The sequence below is a fragment of the Nocardia nova genome (assembly GCF_002933465.1).
GTDB classification, from domain to species: Bacteria; Actinomycetota; Actinomycetes; order Mycobacteriales; family Mycobacteriaceae; genus Nocardia; species Nocardia nova_B.
Genome location: NZ_PSZE01000021.1, coordinates 40,637 through 59,590 on the forward strand (window position 1 = coordinate 40,637; position 18,954 = coordinate 59,590).

At 66.5% G+C, this 18,954-nt stretch carries 25 protein-coding genes and 1 other RNA gene; 9 read left to right on the forward strand and 17 right to left on the reverse strand.

Annotated elements, in window-relative coordinates; genetic code table 11:
* Positions 1-40: 40 nt before the first annotated feature.
* A complete protein-coding gene (locus C5E41_RS22800) occupies positions 41-730 on the forward strand; it encodes a DUF899 domain-containing protein (protein WP_104377809.1) in 690 nt (229 codons plus the stop codon).
* Here the strand turns inward: C5E41_RS22800 and C5E41_RS22805 are convergent.
* Positions 709-1,860: a helix-turn-helix transcriptional regulator gene (locus C5E41_RS22805; protein ID WP_104377810.1), complete on the reverse strand. Its 1,152-nt coding sequence runs from the start codon at positions 1,858-1,860 to the stop codon at positions 709-711. The genes C5E41_RS22800 and C5E41_RS22805 overlap by 22 nt on opposite strands.
* Positions 1,861-1,946: 86 nt before the next feature.
* Here C5E41_RS22805 and C5E41_RS22810 point away from each other — a divergent pair, with 86 nt between their 5' ends.
* A complete protein-coding gene (locus C5E41_RS22810; RefSeq protein ID WP_104377811.1) occupies positions 1,947-2,393 on the forward strand; it encodes an ester cyclase in 447 nt (148 codons plus the stop codon).
* 79 nt (positions 2,394-2,472) lie between these two features.
* Here the strand turns inward: C5E41_RS22810 and C5E41_RS22815 are convergent, their stop codons facing one another.
* Entirely contained in the window at positions 2,473-3,552 is a 1,080-nt protein-coding gene (locus C5E41_RS22815) for a hypothetical protein (RefSeq protein ID WP_219823228.1), read from the reverse strand.
* Between the two features lie 402 nt (positions 3,553-3,954).
* On the opposite strand from C5E41_RS22815, the gene C5E41_RS22825 reads away from it, so the two are divergent.
* From C5E41_RS22825 to cutA, 3 genes are all read left to right on the forward strand, one after another.
* Positions 3,955-4,272, forward strand: a complete 318-nt coding sequence (locus tag C5E41_RS22825) for a hypothetical protein (protein WP_104377813.1) — start codon at positions 3,955-3,957, stop codon at positions 4,270-4,272.
* Positions 4,273-4,471: 199 nt separating this feature from the next.
* On the forward strand, positions 4,472-4,654 hold the full coding sequence (locus C5E41_RS22835; RefSeq protein ID WP_219823229.1) for a hypothetical protein: 183 nt from the start codon (positions 4,472-4,474) through the stop codon (positions 4,652-4,654).
* Positions 4,655-5,169: 515 nt separating this feature from the next.
* The gene (gene cutA / locus C5E41_RS22840; protein ID WP_104377874.1) at positions 5,170-5,502 is read left to right on the forward strand and encodes a divalent-cation tolerance protein CutA; all 333 of its coding nucleotides are present in this window, start codon (positions 5,170-5,172) and stop codon (positions 5,500-5,502) included.
* Here cutA and C5E41_RS22845 read toward each other — a convergent pair.
* Positions 5,483-6,538, reverse strand: coding sequence for an XRE family transcriptional regulator (locus C5E41_RS22845; protein WP_146097647.1), 1,056 nt, complete (start codon positions 6,536-6,538; stop codon positions 5,483-5,485). The genes cutA and C5E41_RS22845 overlap by 20 nt on opposite strands.
* A 433-nt stretch (positions 6,539-6,971) precedes the next feature.
* Between C5E41_RS22845 and C5E41_RS22850 the strand changes: the two genes are divergently transcribed.
* Positions 6,972-7,274: a hypothetical protein gene (locus C5E41_RS22850; RefSeq protein WP_258081181.1), complete on the forward strand. Its 303-nt coding sequence runs from the start codon at positions 6,972-6,974 to the stop codon at positions 7,272-7,274.
* Positions 7,275-7,511: 237 nt separating this feature from the next.
* On the opposite strand, the gene C5E41_RS22855 is transcribed toward C5E41_RS22850, so the two are convergent.
* The 9 genes from C5E41_RS22855 to C5E41_RS22895 all read right to left on the reverse strand — a co-directional run bounded on the left by C5E41_RS22855 (position 7,512) and on the right by C5E41_RS22895 (position 12,630).
* The gene (locus C5E41_RS22855) at positions 7,512-8,486 is read right to left on the reverse strand and encodes a phage major capsid protein (RefSeq protein WP_258081182.1); all 975 of its coding nucleotides are present in this window, start codon (positions 8,484-8,486) and stop codon (positions 7,512-7,514) included.
* Between the two features lie 64 nt (positions 8,487-8,550).
* Positions 8,551-9,033: a hypothetical protein gene (locus C5E41_RS22860; protein WP_104377815.1), complete on the reverse strand. Its 483-nt coding sequence runs from the start codon at positions 9,031-9,033 to the stop codon at positions 8,551-8,553.
* The gene (locus C5E41_RS22865; protein WP_104377816.1) at positions 9,030-9,320 is read right to left on the reverse strand and encodes a hypothetical protein; all 291 of its coding nucleotides are present in this window, start codon (positions 9,318-9,320) and stop codon (positions 9,030-9,032) included. Before C5E41_RS22865 ends, C5E41_RS22860 begins: the two co-directional genes overlap by 4 nt.
* Entirely contained in the window at positions 9,317-9,721 is a 405-nt protein-coding gene (locus C5E41_RS22870; protein WP_104377817.1) for a hypothetical protein, read from the reverse strand. The genes C5E41_RS22865 and C5E41_RS22870 overlap by 4 nt, the downstream gene beginning before the upstream one ends.
* Before the next feature lie 96 nt (positions 9,722-9,817).
* The gene (locus tag C5E41_RS36300; protein ID WP_439956485.1) at positions 9,818-10,564 is read right to left on the reverse strand and encodes a hypothetical protein; all 747 of its coding nucleotides are present in this window, start codon (positions 10,562-10,564) and stop codon (positions 9,818-9,820) included.
* A 590-nt stretch (positions 10,565-11,154) separates the two neighbouring features.
* Positions 11,155-11,496, reverse strand: coding sequence for a hypothetical protein (locus C5E41_RS22880; RefSeq protein WP_104377818.1), 342 nt, complete (start codon positions 11,494-11,496; stop codon positions 11,155-11,157).
* The gene (locus C5E41_RS22885) at positions 11,493-11,798 is read right to left on the reverse strand and encodes a hypothetical protein (protein ID WP_104377819.1); all 306 of its coding nucleotides are present in this window, start codon (positions 11,796-11,798) and stop codon (positions 11,493-11,495) included. Before C5E41_RS22885 ends, C5E41_RS22880 begins: the two co-directional genes overlap by 4 nt.
* Positions 11,795-12,313 carry a hypothetical protein gene (locus C5E41_RS22890; RefSeq protein ID WP_104377820.1) on the reverse strand — a complete coding sequence of 173 codons (519 nt, stop codon included), beginning with the start codon at positions 12,311-12,313 and terminating at the stop codon, positions 11,795-11,797. Before C5E41_RS22890 ends, C5E41_RS22885 begins: the two co-directional genes overlap by 4 nt.
* 98 nt (positions 12,314-12,411) lie before the next feature.
* Entirely contained in the window at positions 12,412-12,630 is a 219-nt protein-coding gene (locus C5E41_RS22895) for a helix-turn-helix transcriptional regulator (RefSeq protein WP_104377821.1), read from the reverse strand.
* A gap of 100 nt (positions 12,631-12,730) precedes the next feature.
* Here C5E41_RS22895 and C5E41_RS22900 point away from each other — a divergent pair, with 100 nt between their 5' ends.
* Positions 12,731-13,318, forward strand: coding sequence for a helix-turn-helix transcriptional regulator (locus tag C5E41_RS22900; protein WP_104377822.1), 588 nt, complete (start codon positions 12,731-12,733; stop codon positions 13,316-13,318).
* A gap of 133 nt (positions 13,319-13,451) precedes the next feature.
* A complete protein-coding gene (locus C5E41_RS22905; protein WP_258081183.1) occupies positions 13,452-14,480 on the forward strand; it encodes a tyrosine-type recombinase/integrase in 1,029 nt (342 codons plus the stop codon).
* A gap of 37 nt (positions 14,481-14,517) precedes the next feature.
* Here C5E41_RS22905 and ssrA read toward each other — a convergent pair.
* Together ssrA and smpB are read right to left on the reverse strand one after the other, a co-directional pair.
* Positions 14,518-14,888, reverse strand: a transfer-messenger RNA (tmRNA) gene (gene ssrA / locus C5E41_RS22910).
* A gap of 81 nt (positions 14,889-14,969) precedes the next feature.
* Entirely contained in the window at positions 14,970-15,443 is a 474-nt protein-coding gene (smpB, locus tag C5E41_RS22915) for an SsrA-binding protein SmpB (RefSeq protein WP_040720876.1), read from the reverse strand.
* 328 nt (positions 15,444-15,771) lie between these two features.
* Here smpB and C5E41_RS22920 point away from each other — a divergent pair, with 328 nt between their 5' ends.
* Positions 15,772-16,140, forward strand: a complete 369-nt coding sequence (locus C5E41_RS22920; protein WP_104377824.1) for a hypothetical protein — start codon at positions 15,772-15,774, stop codon at positions 16,138-16,140.
* Between the two features lie 7 nt (positions 16,141-16,147).
* Here the strand turns inward: C5E41_RS22920 and C5E41_RS22925 are convergent, their stop codons facing one another.
* The 3 genes from C5E41_RS22925 to recQ all read right to left on the reverse strand — a co-directional run bounded on the left by C5E41_RS22925 (position 16,148) and on the right by recQ (position 18,895).
* Positions 16,148-16,384 carry a hypothetical protein gene (locus C5E41_RS22925; protein WP_104377825.1) on the reverse strand — a complete coding sequence of 79 codons (237 nt, stop codon included), beginning with the start codon at positions 16,382-16,384 and terminating at the stop codon, positions 16,148-16,150.
* Positions 16,385-16,399: 15 nt separating this feature from the next.
* The gene (locus C5E41_RS22930) at positions 16,400-16,651 is read right to left on the reverse strand and encodes a hypothetical protein (RefSeq protein ID WP_146097649.1); all 252 of its coding nucleotides are present in this window, start codon (positions 16,649-16,651) and stop codon (positions 16,400-16,402) included.
* 123 nt (positions 16,652-16,774) lie between these two features.
* Positions 16,775-18,895 carry a DNA helicase RecQ gene (gene recQ / locus C5E41_RS22935; RefSeq protein ID WP_104377827.1) on the reverse strand — a complete coding sequence of 707 codons (2,121 nt, stop codon included), beginning with the start codon at positions 18,893-18,895 and terminating at the stop codon, positions 16,775-16,777.
* Positions 18,896-18,954 lie beyond the last annotated feature (59 nt).

An 18,954-nucleotide genomic window follows, 5' to 3' on the forward strand; every position in this document is an offset into this window, starting at 1 on the left:
TCTACGACTCGCAATCCGGGAGAACGGTCAGGGAGGACCTATGAGCCCCACAGCACTGCCGCCCGTCGTCGATGCCGAGACCTGGCGGCGTGAACTCGATGCGCTACGGGTGCGGGAAAAGGCCGCGACTCGAGAACTCGATGCGATCGCGGCGCAGCGCCGCCGCCTGCCGATGGTCGAGATGCCCGACTACACCCTCGAAGGCGAGGACGGGCCGGTCCGACTGGTGGACATCTTCGACGGCACATCGCAGCTGATCGTCTACAACCACATGTGGTTTCCGGGCGAGACATGGCAGTGCCCGGGTTGTACCGGATTCACCTCGCAATTCACGCGTTTGGAGTTCCTGGACAACTGGGACGCCCGCTTCGTCATCGTCACCCAGGGCCCCATCGACGAGGCACTGGCCTACAAGCGGCGCGTCGGCAACACGATGACCTGGTACTCGACCGCGAACAGCTCCTTCGGCGCGGACGTCGGCGCACCTGCCGGCGGCGGCTTCGCCGTCAACGTCTTCCTACGCGACGGCGACACCGTCTACCGCACCTGGCACACCGACGGCCGCGGCACCGAACAACTCGGCCACACCTTCGCCCTGCTCGACCTGCTGCCCTACGGCCGCCAGGAAGAGTGGCAGGACTCTCCCGAGGGATGGCCGCAATCACCCACCTACAGCAGGTGGGCCGGCTCCCGAGATATCGCCGCCGCCTACGGCGAGCCCGGCGCCTGAGCGGCGCGACGAAGGACCTCCGATTCCTCCCCCGGCTCTGCCGGCAGGTACCAGCCGTACGGGCTCGGAATCGCGCCGGCCGTGGTCAGCGGCGCATAGTGGCGTCCGTAGAACGTCGCCACGAGATCTCGCCGACTGCGGATATTCGACTTCGCGAGGATCGACTTGACGTGGTCCTGGACGGTGTACGCCGAGATGAACAGTTGCCGGGCTATCGTGTCCGTCGACGCGCCCCTGAGCACCAATTCCGTGATTTCGCGCTCCCGCGGCGTCAGACCGTAGGCGCGCACCAGGACGTCCGAGAGGTGGTTTTCCGTGGCGGTCTCCACGATCACCGCGATCTGCCCCGAACCGGAGAGCACCGATCCGTGCACCAGGATCCACCCACCGCCGCGCCGCGGTAGCCGCGCGTGTGCGGGGCGCTCGCACAACCCGGCGGCCGCTGATCGAGCGGCCGCGGCGATCGAGCGGAAGACACTGGGAACCGCCCCGGGGTCGGCGATTTCCGCCAGCCAGCGCTGGGCAGCCGGTGTGACGTCGCCGAGCGCACCCTCGGCATCGATGATCGCGATGCCGGGTCCCGCCACCGCGCCGATCGCACGGTCCACCGCGGTGTGCAGCATCGCCCGGCGCAACCCGTCGGCGATCAGCGGCGCGACCTGCGCGATCGCCTGAACGTCCTGGGGTCCGAACGGATCTCCATGGGTCCGATATCCGACCAGCGTTCCCCAGCAGTTCCCGCCGTCGAGAAACGCCGCGCGGATCTCGTCGATCACGCCCAGCGGCGCCAGCACCCTGCGCCACCGCGGCGAGCGATGCAATTCGCCGCCCGTCGCCGTGTATAGGGTCGCGACCGGCGGTGACGCGGCCGCCAGCGACCCGAACGTGTTGACGTCCGGAACCCGGAACTCGCTGTCGAACAGGGCCGCCTCGGTCTCCGGGTTATCCTCCCGTCCGCTGAGCACGCAACTGGTGAACAACAGCGTGGCGGGGTCGGTCGTCGACCAGGCCGCCATATCCCAGGAGACGACGCGGCCCACTGCCGCATCGAGCGCGTAGCGAAGATCGTCGAGCCCGAGACCCTGGTGGCTCAGGCGCACCACTTCCCGCGCCAGCCGTGTTTCACTCACGAAGAAACCGTAGCGTCTTCTCGACCCAGCAGAATCCCAGATAGTAGGGATGGCCGTGCTGCTCGTTCGGATCGGACGATCAAGACATGGCAACAGAAAACACGGCACCGATCGACACCGTCGAGCAGCGCAACATCGCCACGATGCGGCGCATCTACGGCGAAATCTTCGACGACGGACGACTCGAACTGATCGACGAACTCTTCGATCCGTACATGGTCAACCACACCGCCCCCGAGGCTCACCGCCGCGGCACCGCCCCCATCAAGGCATTGGTGTCGATGCTGCGGTCGGCATTTCCCGATGGGCGAACCGAATTCGAGGATTTCGCCGCAGTGGGCGACGTGGTCGTCGGACGCAATTGGTACAGCGGAACTCATGTCGGTGAGTTCATGGGCAATGCACCTACCGGCCGCACCTTCCGGTTCCGTCAGATGCACTGGATGAGGTTCGACTCGCACGGACGCGTCGTCGAGCACTGGGGCCTGCGCGACGACGTCACCCACCTGCAGCAGCTGGGGATTCTCGGCTGACACCATCCTTGTTCGGCACCGAAAGGCCCCTCACCTGCTGTGCACGGTGAGGGTCCGCCGTGGCGATGCCCGTCCCGGGCTACAGCAGCGGCGGTCGCTGGTCGTCGGCCTCGGCCCGCACCGCATCCTCGAACCCCGACTCGTACTCCTCGCAGTACAGCAGCCGGCAGCCGCGGATGGCGTCCAACAGGTCCTCCAGCAGATCGACGGCCGGGCGGGCCGGATCGAGGCAGGAGATCCGGAATTCGTCGGTGAGCGCGGTGAGCCCCTCCTCGTCGAGTTCCTCTCCGCGCAAACGCCTTTCGATCGCTTCGGCCGCCTCCACGATCCGGGCCGGGTTGCGTACCCGGCCCTCGGCGGCGGCGAGGGCGTCGGCGATGAGGTCGACCACCACCGCGGTGGGGGTCTCGCCCGCACACAGCCGTTCCAGCACCAGAGTCGGCGTCTCCACTCGGAGCGCCTCGAGATTGTCCGCCTCCGCGACCACGTGCACCGGATGCACCTCCGCCACCTCGGCCGCGACCTGGGCGGCGAGGTAGAGCCAGCGCGCCGCGGCCACCGCGGCGGCGGCCGGGTCGATATCGGTGAACCGGTCGATGGAGGCGAGCGGCTCGGCGTACAGCAACGCATCGGCCGCGTGCACCTGCACCGGCGAAATATCCGCCCGGGACAACTCGACCGCCTGCCGGGCCCGCCCGGACAGGTCACCGAGCTCGGCCGCCTCGATCGCCGCCTGCTCGGTCCGCACCTCCGCGACCAGCGCATCCACCAGCGTCGCGGCGCCGATCAGATGCGCCACCCGGCCGATCCGATGCGCCGCCTCCTCGACCACGCTGTAGGACACGGCAATCATCCCCTCCGCATCCGGCAGGTTCGGCTCCCGCACGGCCCCCTGCACCTCGTCGAACCGTTTGCGCTCCTCCGCTCGATGCCACGCCACACTGTTCGGCACCTCCGGATCGCCCGCCGCCGACGCCGGATGCGTATACGTCCGCCATTGATATTCCGACAGTTTCGTCAGCGCCGCCGCCAGCGCGAGCGCGACCTCCGGCTCGACCGTTTTCGGCAGAGTCGCGATGGTACGGGCGATATCTCCCCTGCCGGTCCCCCAGCTCGCGACAAGTGCGCCGGATTCCGGCTCGTATGCGTACCGCGTCACGCTGTCAGTTCTACCCGTGTCGGCGGACGAAGCAGTGGGCGCTATGAGAAAAAGCCCCTCACCTGGGGCTCAGGTGAGGGGCCTGCCGTGGACATGGCGCGAAGACAGGAAGCCGCAGGTCACCACCGGCGTCACCAACCTCACGACCCACAACAGCTAGCGGAGAGTGATACCGATGCTTCGCAGCGCGTTCCACAGCTGGAAGTAGAGCGGCCCGCACACGGAGTCCGTCCACATGATGTAGAGGTCGGGGTCGTCGGACATGGTGCGTTCACTCCTTCGGGACGGGTTGGTTGTTGCGGACTTCATCGTGTCGAGGTGGCAGAAAGTTTCCACAAGCCGACGATGCGACGTCCGCCGCAGCGGCCGATCCGGGCACGGCGTACGCATACCATCACAGTCATGGTCGCGGGATCTACGACGTGGAACCGGCTGGCCGAGGCCGGACTGAGCGACTGCGTGCGTTACGACGCGTGCCCGGACGACGGCCTCGGCCTGTTCGTCGTGGCCTGCCTCGTCCTCTTCGTGCTCGGGCCGCCGGCCGTTCTGCTGGCCGGAGCCGCCACGCTGGACATCATCGACCGCCCTACAGGCCTCCGGCGCGGACTGGCGTGGACGGCTGTGGTGTGGCTGGCCCCTCTGATCGGACCGTTCATCTGGTGGTCCGCTTGGCCCCGCCATAACCAGCCAGGCCAGATCACCGAGTACGAGCCGGAGTGACGATTCGGCCGAGGGGCGGGCAGTACCGCTGAGGGTACGGATTCCCGCAGCCCCTCCTGCTGACCGTGTTCCGCAAGACTCGAATGCGAGAAGACGCCGAGATCAAACGCGCGAAACTCGCACAACAGACCTGCCAAGCCGAACACGAACCCGCCCATCAAGAATTCATCCGCACAATCGAGAAGGGAGAACTGGACCGATGAGCCACGCACGCTGGAAGACCCTCCAGGAACGCAAACTTGCCGAGAGCTACACCGAACCCGACGACGTCACCGAGGCCCGCCGAGAAATCCGGCTCTCCATGGCACTGGCCAAAGCCGTCTACGACCGCCGGACCGAACTCGGCCTCACCACCAGGGGTTCCTGCACGTATGGTTTGTAACCCACCCGACTACCTGCATCAACTCGCTGCGGAGGAGGCCCGCTCATCATCGAAGCCCACGCCGGTGGCCTCTCTGTGTGGTCCTTGTTGGGGTCCGACCACTGCCGCTTCTGATCGGCAGACCTGGCCAATCTATCAGCGTCCAGGTCTCAATTGAAGGTTGAACATCATGTGGCCAAGACGGCTCAGCGCAAGAGACTTGATGGGAATTGAACCGCGCTCCATCCAAAATCCGCAGGTCAAACGCCGATTTGATGGACCTCGGCATGGAAACAGAAGAACCCGTAGGCCTTTGGCCTGCGGGTTCCTCCGATGTGGAGCTGCCGGGAATTGAACCCGGATCGCACTACTGATCAGAGAGACGAAAGTCTCTCTACCAGCAAAAATGCAGCTTGATGAATCCGGTTGAATCGCACTGATTCCCGCCCAATTGTGGGCAAAATGTGGGCACAGCGGCGGGACGTTGCGGTGGAGATCCGAACCAGAGCCGAAGGCTGCTCGATATGGTGGCCCGCATGGCGACAGCACGGATATGGGCAGTGACGTCGACGACACCGACAGAGGACGATGCACGGGCTATCGCGAAAGCGGTGGTGGGTGAACGGCTGGCGGCGGGCGCCGAAATTACGGGCCCAGCGGTGTCGGTGTTCTGGCATCTGGGCGAGCTCGGCGAGGGCCAGGAATGGCGCGTGACGTTCCGGACGGCGGCCGCCACGCGGGACCGTCTCGCCGCGCGTATCGCGGAGCTGCACCCGTGGGACAGTCCGGAAGTGACCGCGACGCCGGTGGAATGGTGCCTGAACACCTACGCCGAGTGGGTGGAACGGACTACAGGCGCACCGGAATAGGCGGCCGTACCGACGCGGTGCGGCGCGCTAGTTCGGCGCCGCCGTCGATCCCTGCGACTACGCACCGCTGTGTCACATCCCGGAGGCGCGCCACGGGCCGCGCGGACGCGACACGTCCAGCGAGCGTGAGCGCTTTCTCTGTCGTCGATACCGCGGCAGTGTCGGCGCCGGCATCGATGTACGCATCGGCCAGCCAGCTCAGATAGAGCGCTTTGTCCCGGGGCCAGTGGTCGGGGTAAGTGGCCAGAGCGCGCTCAAGCGGAGCTATCGCCTGGTCCGGTTGGCGCAGTACCGACCACACGCGCCCGGTCATGATGTCGAGCTCGGAATGGTCGACCCACGCGCACCAATGCGGCGCGTCGGTGTCGTTGTCCTGCAACGCGTCGCGGGCTGTTTCGAGCGCGCGGGCCGCGCCGTCGCGGTTCCCGGCGGTGGCCAGCGACCAGGCACGCCGCGATTGCAGCAACGCACGGGCCTTCGGTGGTGCGTCAGTGCCGATGGCCTCACATGCGGAGTCGGCGGCCCGGACCGCATCGTCGCTGCTGCTGGCGTACGCGATGTGTACGAACGCGTTGGCGGCCAGTTCCCGACTCGCTGCTTCGTCGGCGGCCCGGCGGCTGTATTTGAACAGATCGACCGCGGTCGCGGTGAATCCGGCGTCGAAGGCGGCCCATCCGGCTTGCTGGCCTTGCTCGGCGGCCAGTTCGGTGAGCTCGCGCTGTGTGCCGAATGAGTAGCTTGCGCGGCTGAGTGTCTGTTCGGTGCGGGCGAGTTCGGCGAAGTAGACACGGAAGGTGTCGGCTCCGCCGAGATAGCTGTCGACGTCGACCAGGCGCGCGAATCTGTCCCGCATATCCGCGATGTCGGTCGAACCGACCCGCCCGGGTACATCGGTGAATGTCACTGCGGCGGCGCTGATACCGGCCAGCGCCAGGAAATCTCTACGCTTCGTGGCTTCGTCCTTTTCGCCATCGCGTCTGGTCCGCTTCGGATGCAGACCCAGCGCATAAGGTGTCTCGGCCTCCAACACTGCCATGAGTGCGGCGCGCGTGGCACCCCTGGGCCAAGAGATTTCGCCGCACTCGATCCGCGACACCGCTTGCGCGTCGAATGCGGACGCTCGGCCGGTCGCGCGTTCGATGTGTCGGCACACCAGCTCCGCCAGCTCGCCTTGCGTCAACCCTCGAGCCAGCCGCAGCGATCTCAACAGATCGTTCGTCATCGGTTCCCCACAGGTGCCCGCCGTAATTTGCCGAGTATTTTGCGCTGTCCCGCACCGCCGGCCAACACGATTCTGGAAGAGGTTCCGACGCCGGGCGCCGCGATAACCCCGGCGTCGGTTCTTCCCAATCGATGGCGGAAGGGTATGCGATGTGGGTTCTATTCTTGCTCACCGCAGGACTTTTCGTGCTCACTGTGGCCTTGTTCCGTCTCCCGCTTCGCGGGGAGCGGCGCGAGGATGGCCAGCAGTGAGAGACGCGCGTCCGATCGCGCTGGGGTGGGTACACCCGGAATCGGCTGCGCTGGATTGGGATATCGCCCAAGTTCGCCGGTTGGCGCGCCATCTCGGCTACCGCCTGGTGTGGCCGCCGGAGACGAGCCGGATACCGCTCGCCGACCAGGCTCGGACGGCCGGTGCCGACGCTGTGATCACACCGTCGACCGAACACCTGGGCATCCTCACCTTGCACGCGGTGATGGGCGTCGCCGATGTCGAGACGGTGACACCGCGGCTGAGTTTCGCCCGATGGCCCGCGAAACCGGACCCCTAAGCCAGGTTTGGACAGGTTCGAAAAGGCCGGAACGCGCAGGCAGGCAGGCGAAACGGCAGGCCCTGAACTTTTGAACTCTCCGCACCCCCTAGAGCCCTCAGTCGGGGCGGCTGCCGGAGGGGGTCGAGGGTTACTCCCCCGGGGTAGCCGGCCTATCGGGGGCCAGACGCGGCGGTGCCGGGCTGCGCTGGTAAGCAGCCCGGCACCGATCTGGAGGCAGACGCAGTGGTCGTGTGATCAGGGCGCGTCGTACATGCGGACCAGGGCGGCGGGGTGCGGGAACCCGAACCCGAGCCGGGTGATGGCGCGGATGCTGATCCGGTCGGACGTGAAGTGCGAGTGTGCGCTGATCTGGAGGTCGGTTTCCTTGCGCAGCACCACAAACGTGCGGTCCTTCGGAATGCCCCAGATCGTCCCAGCGGGTACGGCCGGGGTAGGCATGAGCGGCACACCGAGCACGGTGCGTTGTGTCGGCTTGGTCGGGTCGTTGCCGAGCAGCGGCTCATTGGATCCGGTGGCCTTCTTCACCTTCGCCAGGGCGAGCACGGTATCGGGATGCGCTGCCCACGTGTTGATGGTCGCGCCGACGTTCTCGGCCTTGGCGAGTGCTTCGGCGAACGGGTCGGTGTTGGCGATGGTTGCGCCGGTGTCGACGACCTGCGCCGCGGCCACGCTGAGCAACCCGCTGGGGCCCTTGGTCGTGGTATCGGCGAAGAATGCGGCGTCGATCTTCTTGGCGATGTCGCGGGCAATCGCGGCGCCGATCAGCTCTTGCGACTCGGGCGAGCTGTCGTCGGCGAGCTCAGAGCTGATCACGGTGAGGGTAGCCAGCTTCTTCGGGGTCACCTCGATCTCGTCGGACTCGGCATCCGATACGGGGATCTCTTCGCCTTCACCGACCCACGACGCGCTGGGGTCGTCGGTGATGATCGGGAACCGCACGGTGGTCGCGTGGGTCGGGACGATCGTTGCGGCGGTCAGCGCGACTGATACCCGGGTGGCGGGCTGGATGATCAGCGACTCGATTTCGTCGGGGTGGAACGAGGTAGCGACAGCGGTGGAGGTATACGCAGTGGCAGCCATGTTGGGGCTCCTTGGGCGGGCGTGAACGGATGAAGTGTGTTCGCGCTGGCGCCTGGCTGCGCGGTGCCCGCCTGGGGCGTACGTGCGAAGGGTGCGCGCTCCTGGCTGCGCTATCGCCTTCGCTGGCAACCGATTCTATCCGTTGGACCGGCACAGGCGCCCGAGCGCGGACGTACCCGTACCGGTCTGGCTGCTACCGGTTGCGCAGCGCGTCGGACCAGGATCTCCGACCGCCGGTCGCATCGTGTTGCCCGCCGCCCTGGCGTCGGTCCGGTCGTGGTGTCGGTGGTCGGCGCCAATGTGGCCGGGCCTCGGCGATGCCCGCGACCGCGGCCGTGACCTTCTCCGCATCGAGAGCTCCGTCCTCGCTTCGCAGATCGTCGAGCTTCACCCCGGCGGCCCACAGGTCGGCGGGATCGGTGAGTACGTCGGCGGCGAGCCGTTCGGCCTCGGCACGCTCGTAGCCGGTTATCCGTTCGCGCAGCGCGTCGCGTTCGGCTTCGGTGTCGCGCAGCTGTCGCCGGTACCGGGCGGCTTCGCGATTGCCGCGGTCGGCCTGCTCCCCCTCACCCTCCGTCGCGCCACCTGCGGTGTCCGGGTCGGCCGGTTCGGCGGGTAGCTGCGGCTCGATGGCCGTCGCAGGTTCGGTGGTGGGACTGGATGCGTCTGTGTTCACGGTGTTTGTCCTTCCAGATCGGGCCACCTACGGCAGCGAATTCCGGTGTCGTAGTCGACACGGGTTGTCAGGGTGGCGGGCAGTGTGTAGCCGAGATGCTCGAGCAACGCCCTCTCGGTGTCGGTGGCCGGGCGCATCCACGGCCAGCCGCGGTGTTCCTCGGCGTCTTCGAAGTCGGCCTGTAGCCGAGAGTCCTCGAGTCGCTGCAGGTCGGTGGGCAGCGACTCGAACACCAGCCAGCCGCGTGGGTCCGGCTGCGGAAACTGGGCGCCAACACCGGCGATCACGGGTGTTCCTCGTACACGTCCGATACTGCGGTCAGCACCTGATCGGCGGTCATGGTCGACACCGCACCTGCGACGGTGGCCAGTACATGACAAGCGGCCACGGCCAGCGCTTCCACGGGCGCGCCGCAGCGTGCGAACCGCTCCCGGAACGCGTCCTTACCCGCCAGGGCGGCGCGTGCAATGTCGATCGCCTCCCGGCGGCCCGCCCGCAGGTCCTCGGGGTCCGGGTCGCCGTTGAGGTCCTGGTAGGCCGCGGCCACGAACCCACTCAACCCTTCGATGACGCCGACCAGTCCAGCGTGGTCGAGGCCGGCGGTATGAATCGCGATCGCCGTCCGCATCTGGTCATCGTCGATGTAGTGCTCGGCCGCGGTTAGTATGCCGCGTAATTCCTCGGTCATGTGTTCCTCCAATGTGTTTCGGTGTTGAGAGCCAATCGCGGCGGTCGTTGAGAAAGTCGTCGGCGCTGAACGTTGGTGCCGCGTGGTGAATCGCGGCTACATGGCGTCCTCGTCCCTCGGCGTGAGCTTCCACGCCTTGAACGCTGCGCGGGCCCGGTCGGCGCGCCACTTGAGCCGCTTCTGCGCCTCGTTGGCAGACGTCGGAGGCGGATCCAGTGCAGCAACCGCGGCAATGTCTTCCGCCGGTGCGGCTTCGGCTGGGTTCCGCTCATCCTTCGATGGGGCCTTGATGGTGGCGCGGACAGTGCCGTCGTCGTTCGGCCAGAGAACGAACTTCCCGGCGGACGGTTCTTTGTCGCCGACCGGCGAATGCGCCCGCAGGCCGCCGTGGCGGTCCTTGTTGATCGACAGGTACGCGGATCCGCCCTTGCCGGGAGTGAATGCCACGTCGAGCGTGACGCGGATCGAGGTTCCCCCGAGAGCGCGTTTCTTCGCCATCGTGCCGCCCGCGCCGTAGGCCCGGGAGTCGCTGCCCTTGCTCAGGTGGTCGATGCCGATCACACATGCGCCCGTGCGTACCAACGGCTTGATTACGGCCGAGTGGCAGGCGGTGAAATCGTCGGCGCTGTTGGAGTTGTGGCCGAACATCGGCAGCAGTTCGCCGATGCTGTCGAGAACGACCAGTGTCGGCTTCCACGTCTTCATGTGGTCGACCACCGCGGCAAGTTCGATTCGGTCCTCGGGCTCGATGTAGAGAAACCGGGACGTGTCGGCGAGCGCTGCGGTATCTGCGCCCATGCCGATCAGGCGGCTGATGGTCGATTGGACGCCGTTGTGGTCCATGTCGATTCGCAGTACCCGGCCGCCGGCGGCCAGTTCGTCGACGCTCGCGCAGTCGGTGAGCAGAGTCTTACCGCTCTCCGGGTCGCCGATCACGGAGTTGTATTGGTTGCTGTAGAACAGCCCGATTCCATCCGTGCGGGGGCACACGGTCGGGGTCGGTGGTTCCGGGAGCGTGCCCGCCAGCAGGGCGGCGATGTCCGGGTATCGAGGCCCGCGACGCTGCTCCTCTGGTGCGTCCCTAGGTGCGTCCCAAGTGCGTCCCGGATTTTCGGCGTGAGAGTCGGGACGCACTTGTCTCTCACCGCTCCTGTCATTGTCGCCTGACCAGGCATTTTCGGAATCGGGACGCGTCCCGGGACTAGGGGCGGGACGCGTCCCGAATCGCGTCCCAACCGGATCCGGGTGCGTCCCGGGGTGCGTCCCAAGTGCGTCCCGACGAAGCTCCTCCAGTTGCTCGCGCGCGGCAGCCTTGCAGGAGAAACACACAGGGTCGTGCGTGGCGTGGTCGTAGCAGTGGGCGGTGGGTGGTGGTAGCGCGCCCGAAGGCGCGGCCACTGCGGCCGCGCCCCGGGTGTAATCGCGAGAGATGGTCAACGGCCACCGCCGAGAGTCCGTGCGGCATCATCTCGGCACTCGGCCAGCTTCTCCCGGAACTTGAGCTCCGGCAGTGCCCGATCCAGCACTTCCAGCAGAGGCGCCAGAATGTTCCGAGTCATGAGCGACAGCGCGCCAGCGGCGGTGTATCCCATGGCGTCCGGGTCCAACCGGGCGGCCCATTCGATGCCGATCCGGTCGACGGCCGCGTCATTGCCAGCGGCGGCGGCCATCTCGTACATCAGCAGGGTTGCGTCACTCTGCAATCGGTCGACGTCGACCATTCCGCGGGGTGCGCCGTCCTTGCCGACGACGAACATCTGATCCGATTCGGTCATGCTTCACTTCCTTCAAGTTCTGCGGGCCAACGGTTTTCGCACTCGCGGGCGTGGCGAAGGTCGGCGTCGAGTCGGGCCAGCAACCGCCCCATCTCGCGCCACTTCGGCAGCAGGTCGAGGGCGTCGACTGCACCCATCTCGCCGAGGACGCGCAGCGCGTTCTCGTGGGCCTCTCGCAACAACTGTTCGCGGTAGAACGCGCTACCGGTCGGGCATACGATCGGGCGCTCCTTGAGTCGTTTCGCCCATGCCTTGCAGTGCAAGACGAACGCGTCCGAATTGGCGGTGTGTGCCGTGGTCATCGGGTCTCACCTGCTGCCCGCTGCTCCTCGAACATGGCCCGCGCCAGATCCAGCAGACGTTCCCGCGGTTCGGCCGCGAAAGACTCGAGGTCGCCGATCACCGATCCCCACTCGACATCCGGGAATTCGGTGCGCCGCAACAGGACGATGTCGAGCAAGGTCGCCGGGCGGAATTCCTCGGGCAGCACGATGTCGTCGGTCAGGATCTCGAACACCTTGCCGTCGTTGGCGACGAGCGCGTTGTGGTCGTCGCGGAGGCACGAGAACAGCGCGGTCAGCACGCGATCGGTGCCGTCTTCGACGTAGGCGATCGGGGCGCCCGGCCGCAGGGTGGCGAGGTAACGTCCGGCGGGCGTCGTTGCCAGTGCGGAGCATCCGGTGCCGGGGGCGCAGCGGAATGTCTGGCCATCCGGGCCGAAGCCGACCGGGACCGATCGGGCGCCGGGTGTTGCCAGGTTGCCGCCGCATTCGGTGCAGGACAGGCCATCGAACCGCGCGGGGTTTGATACGCTCACAGCAGAAGCTCCGTTCTGAAATTGCTGGTAAGTGCGGGTTTCGTTGACCCGGCGAGGGTGAGAGCTCGCCGGGTCGCTTGCGTTCGGGGGGTGTGACATCAGGCGGCGTCCGATCCGCCGGCGAATTGCGTCTGCTCCCATGCGATGAGGTCAGCGAGCAGATAACGGACGTGCTTGCCCATGCGCCGGAAGCGCGGACCGCGTCCCTGATACGCCCACTGCGCAAGGGTTTTCACCGGAACCTGCAGTCGGTCGGCGACCTGCGAACGAGTCAGCCAGCGATCGGGCTCACTGGGAGCGGCAAGAGCTTCGGCCATCAGACCTCTCCTTCAAGTCGTTATTTTTCACTACTTGAGTGATGATGCAGGTCTCATGAGTTCTCGTCAAGTCGTGGTTTTTCACCTACGCTGTCCGGTCATGGACCAAAAGACGCAGACGCTCGCCGCAGTCGTCGGCGAGAACGCGAAAAGAATTCGCGGCGGGCTCCGCTTGGAGGACATCAGCGAGGCCGCGCGGGAGTACGGGTTGAAGTGGGATACCTCACGGGTTTCCGCTCTAGAACGCGGGGAAGTGAGCCCAAATCTGACAACCCTTCTCGCGCTATCTATGGCACTCAGCTACGTGACACAGGCACCGATCGGGCTGACTGATCTTGTGGCGCATGAGGGCGACATCAGGATTACACCGAAGGTAGTTTTGCCCGCCGAGTATGTCGCGGCAGCGGTGAGCGGCGAGCCAGCCGACCAACGAGGCAGTGAACTGGAGTCGTCGGTACTTGCAGCGGCGATCCGCCAGGCTGGCGGTCTTGCAGAGCAGCGGGCGGCCCAATCGCTGGGCATTACCGGCGGCCGGTTCGCGTCGCTGTGTCTCGAATTATGGGGACACGCTTTCGTCGCCGAACGGGACCGTCGGGCCGGACCTGATGCCAATGCTCAGCGCCGAGGACAGGTCACGCGCGAAATGAAAGCTGAACTGAGACAGGCCCTTTCACATGGCGACAATTGAGCCTTACGAGACGAAGGCAGGCACCCGCTACCGAGTGCGGTACCGCAAGCCGGGCGGCAAGCAGACCGACAAGCGCGGGTTTCGCCGCAAACGGGACGCCGAGCAGTTCGCGAATACGGTCGAGGTCCAGAAGATGGCCGGCGACTACGTCGCGCCAGCTCTCGGAAGGCTGACCGTTCGCGAGATGGGAGGCAAGTGGCTTGCCCGGCAGGTTCACACCAAGCCGTCGTGGTCCGAGCGGGTCGAATCGATTTGGCGCGTTCACGTAGAGCCCCAGTGGGGCACGAGACAGTTGGCGTCTATCACACGGCCGGAAATCAAGGACTGGATAGCGGAGATAGACCGGGCGCCGTCGACCGTGGCGGATATTCACGGCGTGTTCTCCTCGATCCTGGATGAGGCAGTGGAGGAGCGCCGAATAACAGCGAACCCAGCGAAGGGCCTACAGCTGCCCCGCCGTGAGCCGGTCGACCACGATTACCTGACTCACGAGCAGGTAGCCAGGCTGGCCCGGGAATGCAGCCGGGGCGGCGAAATAGTGATGCTGCTGGCCTACTCCGGGCTCCGATGGGGCGAGATGGCCGCGCTACGGCCGCGTGATGTCGACCTCGACCGGCGACGTATTCAGATCGTGCGTTCGGCGTCCAAGGTCAATTCCCGGACCGTGATCGGGGCGCCGAAGACATGGGAACGCCGAACCGTCGCGGTGCCGCTCGAGGTCGCCGAATTGCTTCGGCCCGTGGTCGAGGCACAACCGGATCCGGCCGGGCTGCTGTGGACGCGCCCCAAAGACGGCGGGCCGATCCGACCCCCGACCACAACCCACTGGTTCACGAAGGCTGTGGACCGGTGCATAGCGGCGAGCATTCCGCGCGATGACGACGGCAACCCCACCGGACCGGCCACCTTCCCCCGGGTGACCGCTCACAAGCTGCGCCACACCGCAGCGTCTCTGATGATCGCCAGCGGCGCCCACGTGAAGACGATTCAACGCCAACTCGGGCACAAGACGGCCACGATGACGCTCGACAACTACGGGCACCTGTTCGAAGACGACCTCGACGGCGTGGCCGTACGTATGGGCGCCGGACTGCGCGCCGCCGCCGCGGAGTGTGGGCAAAATGTGGGCATACGACCCGATCTACGACTAGTCGGGGCATGAAAAAGGCCCCTCACCTGGGGCTCAGGTGAGGGGCCTGTCGTGGAGCTGCCGGGAATTGAACCCGGGTCCTCCGCCGCTTCTTCAGGGCTTCTCCGTGTGCAGTTCGCTAGGCCTCTACTCGGATCTCTCGGTCACGCGAACAAGCCGAGATGACGATCCCAGTCGCTGTTTGGTGTCCCGTACGACTCCGCGACCGAGCCGCACGGTAGAGCTCTCTAGCTGATGCCAGTACCCGGGCCGAGAGCAAACCCGGACTGACAGACACGCTCTACTGCTTAGGCAGCGAGAGCGTAGTCGCGCTGATGAGAATCGGCGCTTATTGGGTTACAGCGACGCTTACGGTGGTCTCCTGCCTGCACCGACACGCTTCCCCTGAATCGACGTACGCAGTCGAAACCGATCAGCCCCGTAGTCAACTCAGTTGAACACCCGGCTGGTGGGCCGGGACGTTCATATTAACATCACTTCGCCTTCATGCATTCCCGCCGGTCAGCGCATGCCTTTCACGCGCCGGCCGAGTTCACGCGTCACCTCTCGCTCCGCGGTGCGGCGGGCCAGGTCGTGGCGCTTGTCGTAGTCCTGCTTACCCTTGGCCAGCGCCAGTTCGACCTTCACCTTGCCGTCGGTGAAGTACATCGACAGCGGGACGAGGGTCTGCGAGCTCTCCTTGGTCTTCCCGGTGAGCTTGTCGATCTCGCGACGGTGCAGCAGCAGTTTCCGGGTGCGGCGGGGGGCGTGGTTGGTCCAGGTGCCGTGCCCGTATTCGGGAATGTGCAGGCCACGCAGCCACACCTCACCGTCGTCGATGGTGGCGTAGGCGTCCACCAGCGACGCCTTACCCTCCCGCAGGCTCTTCACCTCGGTACCCACCAGCGCGATCCCCGCCTCGTAGGTGTCGAGGATCGTGTAGTTGTGCCGCGCCTTGCGGTTGGTGGCGATGACCTTGCGCCCCTTCTCCTTCATGAACACCTTTCCCTCGACTCCGCGCAGCTCGGCGGCGCTCCACGCTGTCATTGTGCCTCGATGCCCGCTGAGCGTACGGACCTGTCCGGTTTACACGGCCGCCGAACAGAAGGAAAACGAAATTCCGGCCCGGAACATGCCGTGATCCGGCTCACGTCGGTCGATCTTCGGCCACCTACCTCGCCCGGTGTCGCGGGAGAAACCACCGCACCCGAGGACAGCGGCTGCGGACGAATGCGGACATCCCCACCGCCGGGAACCGATTCCGTGTGCCCATCGGCGAGCGGGAGCGCAAAATGGTTGCGTGACAACGGTACCCAGATTCAGAGTGAGCACCGCCTCGGATCGTGTACTCGACGACCCGACCGATGCGCAACTACACGACCTCCTGGCCGAGTTGGATTACCGAGAACCCCAACTCGTCGTCGAACGCCCGGGTTCGCCTGCGGCCCAACACTATCTGCGCGTCGAGATGGATCGGCGCATCGATCCCGACGACGGTCGCGGCTATATCGTCGAATATGGCGGGGGCGGGCCGGGCATGCAGTTCCGCGCCAGCGTGCGCGACACCGCGCGCTGGGGAACCCCGCACTCCCCCGCCTTCGAACTCGTCGCAAAGACCGTGCAGGACTGGGCCTTTCAGCGTTACGGCTGGCACGAAGCGATGATGTGGGAGCGGGTGAGTGCCGACCGCTGACGCGCGGTCAGCCGCCGGGGCGGACCTGCAGATACAGAATCAGCAAGGCGATCCACGCGAGTAGCAGTACCACGGTCGTCACCCGTGGGCGACCGAGCGGGTTCGCGTGCGGACGCAGCCACCCGGCCTCGACCGAATCCGCTCGGGTGCGGCGAGGTCCGGGTGTCGCGGCATCCGGCGGATCGCCGCCGGGGCCGGAATCCGACGACTGATCGGAGCGGTCGTCGTGATGGTCGTGGGACATAGCGGCACGCTACCGCTATCCGCCCGGTCGCACCGCCAGATAGAGCGCCAATACGGCAATCCAGACGGTGATCAGTGCCAGCGTCGAGGGCCGCATGCCGGTCCGCGCCCGTCGCAACTGCCGGGGTATGCCGATCCGGCCCAGGGGCCGCACCCCGAGCCGGGAAGGATCCGGCGTGGCGGACCCGGCCGAATCGGCGCCTGAAGTCGTGTCGTGGTTTGTCGGCAACCCGTTGGTCTCGATCACTCCGTCCTGCCCATGTGTCACGGCGAGACGGTTACCCGCGCCGGGCGGAGGGATAAACGTGGAACGGGCGGTCGTCGCGATTCCGCGCGGACATGGAAACCACCGACCGCGCTGGGGAGCGGGCAGGCCGGCTCACCGAGCGGTTCAGTAGAAGTCGTCCGGCGGGGGCTCGAAATCGGCGTCGGGGATGTCCCAGTTCACCGAATCGGGCGGGGCTGCCGGTTCTGCGGCCTCGAACCTCGAGCGCGTGATCGGGCCGCGAGACCGTTCAGGGCGCGAGCGGGCACCCGATGCGGCTGCGCGGGAGGATCCGCGCTGGTCGGCCGGTCGCTCGGCCCGGTTCGGGCGTGCGGCCGACGCCTCCGCCGCACCGCCCGAGCGACCCGCGTCGAATCCCGCGACCACCTCGAGGACACCCTCGCCGTACTTCGCGAGCTTGTTCTCACCGATTCCGCTGATGCCGCCGAGTTCGGCCAGACTCGAGGGGGCGCGGCCGGCGATATCGCGCAGGGTGGCGTCGTGGAAGACGACGTAGGCGGGAACGCCCTGCTCCTTCGCGACCGAGGCGCGCCAGGCCCGAAGCTGTTCGAACAGGTCGGCCGCCGCGGGCGCCAGCTCGGTCGCGGCGAGGCGGGACGCCTTCGCCTTCGCAGCGCGCGGTGGCTTCACGCGTTCCGGCTCGCGGCGCATGAGGACGGTGCGGTTCTTGAACAGAACCTCGTCGCTGGCTTCGGTGAGGGTCAGCACGCCGTATTCGCCGTGCACCGCGAGCAGGCCCTGGGCGAGCAGCTGGCGGACCACTCCGCGCCATTCGGTATCGCGCAGATCGGCGCCGACGCCGAACACCTTCAACTCGTTGTGCTTGTGCTGCAATACTTTCGGATTCGACTTCCCGAGCAGGATGTCGACGATATGTCCGGCGCCGAAGCTCTGCCCGCGTTCGCGTTTGAGCCGCAGCACCGCCGAGAGCACCTTCTGCGCGGCGACCGTGCCGTCCCAGGATTCCGGCGGATTCAGGCAGGTGTCGCAGTTGCCGCAGGTGTCACCGGATTGGCCGAAGTAGTTGAGCAGCTGGGTGCGGCGGCACTGCACGGTCTCACACAACGCGAGCATCGCATCCAGATGTAGCTGCAACTGCCGCCGGTGCGCCGCGTCACCTTCGGACGAGTCGATCATCTTGCGTTGCTGCACAACGTCATTGAGGCCGTAGACCATCCATGCGGTGGACGGCAGACCGTCGCGGCCGGCACGGCCGGTCTCCTGGTAGTAGCCCTCCACCGACTTGGGCAGATCCAGATGTGCCACGAACCGCACATCCGGCTTGTCGATGCCCATGCCGAAGGCGATGGTCGCGACGACGATCAGCCCGTCCTCGCGCAGGAACCTGGCCTGATTGGTGGCACGGGTGCGCGCGTCCAAACCGGCATGATAGGGCACCGCCTCGATTCCGTTGCGGCACAGGAATTCCGCGGTCCGCTCGACCGAATTGCGGGACAGGCAGTAGACGATGCCTGCCTCCCCCGGATGTTCGGTGCGGATGAAGGACAGCAGTTGCTGATCGGCGCGATTCTTCGGTTCGATCCGGTACTGGATATTGGGCCGGTCGAAACCGGCGACGAAATGCTTCGCACCGGCGAGGTCGAGACGTTCGGCGATTTCGCGGCGAGTGGCCTCGGTGGCGGTGGCGGTCAATGCGATCCGCGGCACCTCGGGCCAGCGTTCGTGCAGTACCGACAGCGCCAGATAGTCGGGCCGGAAGTCGTGGCCCCACTGCGAAACACAGTGCGCCTCGTCGATGGCGAAGACCGACACCTTGCCGCGATCGAGCAATTCCGCGGTAGATTCGAGCTTCAACCGCTCCGGCGCCAGATACAAGACATCCAGTTCCCCCGCGACGAACTGCGCCTCGACCGTGCGCCGCTCGTCCGGGTACTGGGTGGAGTTGAGGAATCCGGCCCGCACCCCGAGCGCGGTCAGCGCGTCGACCTGATCCTGCATCAGCGCGATCAGCGGCGAGATGACCACGCCCACCCCCGGCCGCACGAGCGCCGGAATCTGATAGCACAGCGACTTGCCGCCGCCGGTTGGCATCAGAACGAGCGCATCGCCCCCGGACACGACCTGATCGACGATCTCGCGCTGTAAGCCCCGGAAACTGTCGTAGCCGAATACGCGCTGCAGAACCTGTTGCGCCGCATCGGTTTCCGCAGTGCGCGACGAAGCGCCGGCCGTCTCGAGCGTGTCCGGGGGATTCACGCCAGCCATCCTACGGACCTCCACCGACGATCCGAACCCCCAATCCACAGCCGCACCCCGCTGCTGTC

What these genes read in the sequence shown, in the direction of transcription:
- C5E41_RS22800 (WP_104377809.1), top strand. Translation starts at nt 41, where the DNA reads ATGAGCCCCACAGCACTGCCGCCCGTCGTCGATGCCGAGACCTGGCGG.
- C5E41_RS22810 (WP_104377811.1), top strand. Translation starts at nt 1,947, where the DNA reads ATGGCAACAGAAAACACGGCACCGATCGACACCGTCGAGCAGCGCAAC.
- C5E41_RS22825 (WP_104377813.1), top strand. Translation starts at nt 3,955, where the DNA reads ATGGTCGCGGGATCTACGACGTGGAACCGGCTGGCCGAGGCCGGACTG.
- C5E41_RS22835 (WP_219823229.1), top strand. Translation starts at nt 4,472, where the DNA reads ATGAGCCACGCACGCTGGAAGACCCTCCAGGAACGCAAACTTGCCGAG.
- cutA (WP_104377874.1), top strand. Translation starts at nt 5,170, where the DNA reads ATGGCGACAGCACGGATATGGGCAGTGACGTCGACGACACCGACAGAG.
- C5E41_RS22845 (WP_146097647.1), bottom strand. Translation starts at nt 6,538, where the DNA reads ATGGCAGTGTTGGAGGCCGAGACACCTTATGCGCTGGGTCTGCATCCG.
- C5E41_RS22870 (WP_104377817.1), bottom strand. Translation starts at nt 9,721, where the DNA reads ATGACCGAGGAATTACGCGGCATACTAACCGCGGCCGAGCACTACATC.
- C5E41_RS36300 (WP_439956485.1), bottom strand. Translation starts at nt 10,564, where the DNA reads ATGGACCACAACGGCGTCCAATCGACCATCAGCCGCCTGATCGGCATG.
- C5E41_RS22880 (WP_104377818.1), bottom strand. Translation starts at nt 11,496, where the DNA reads ATGACCGAATCGGATCAGATGTTCGTCGTCGGCAAGGACGGCGCACCC.
- C5E41_RS22885 (WP_104377819.1), bottom strand. Translation starts at nt 11,798, where the DNA reads ATGACCACGGCACACACCGCCAATTCGGACGCGTTCGTCTTGCACTGC.
- C5E41_RS22895 (WP_104377821.1), bottom strand. Translation starts at nt 12,630, where the DNA reads ATGGCCGAAGCTCTTGCCGCTCCCAGTGAGCCCGATCGCTGGCTGACT.
- C5E41_RS22900 (WP_104377822.1), top strand. Translation starts at nt 12,731, where the DNA reads ATGGACCAAAAGACGCAGACGCTCGCCGCAGTCGTCGGCGAGAACGCG.
- C5E41_RS22905 (WP_258081183.1), top strand. Translation starts at nt 13,452, where the DNA reads ATGGCCGGCGACTACGTCGCGCCAGCTCTCGGAAGGCTGACCGTTCGC.
- smpB (WP_040720876.1), bottom strand. Translation starts at nt 15,443, where the DNA reads ATGAAGGAGAAGGGGCGCAAGGTCATCGCCACCAACCGCAAGGCGCGG.
- C5E41_RS22925 (WP_104377825.1), bottom strand. Translation starts at nt 16,384, where the DNA reads ATGTCCCACGACCATCACGACGACCGCTCCGATCAGTCGTCGGATTCC.
- recQ (WP_104377827.1), bottom strand. Translation starts at nt 18,895, where the DNA reads ATGGCTGGCGTGAATCCCCCGGACACGCTCGAGACGGCCGGCGCTTCG.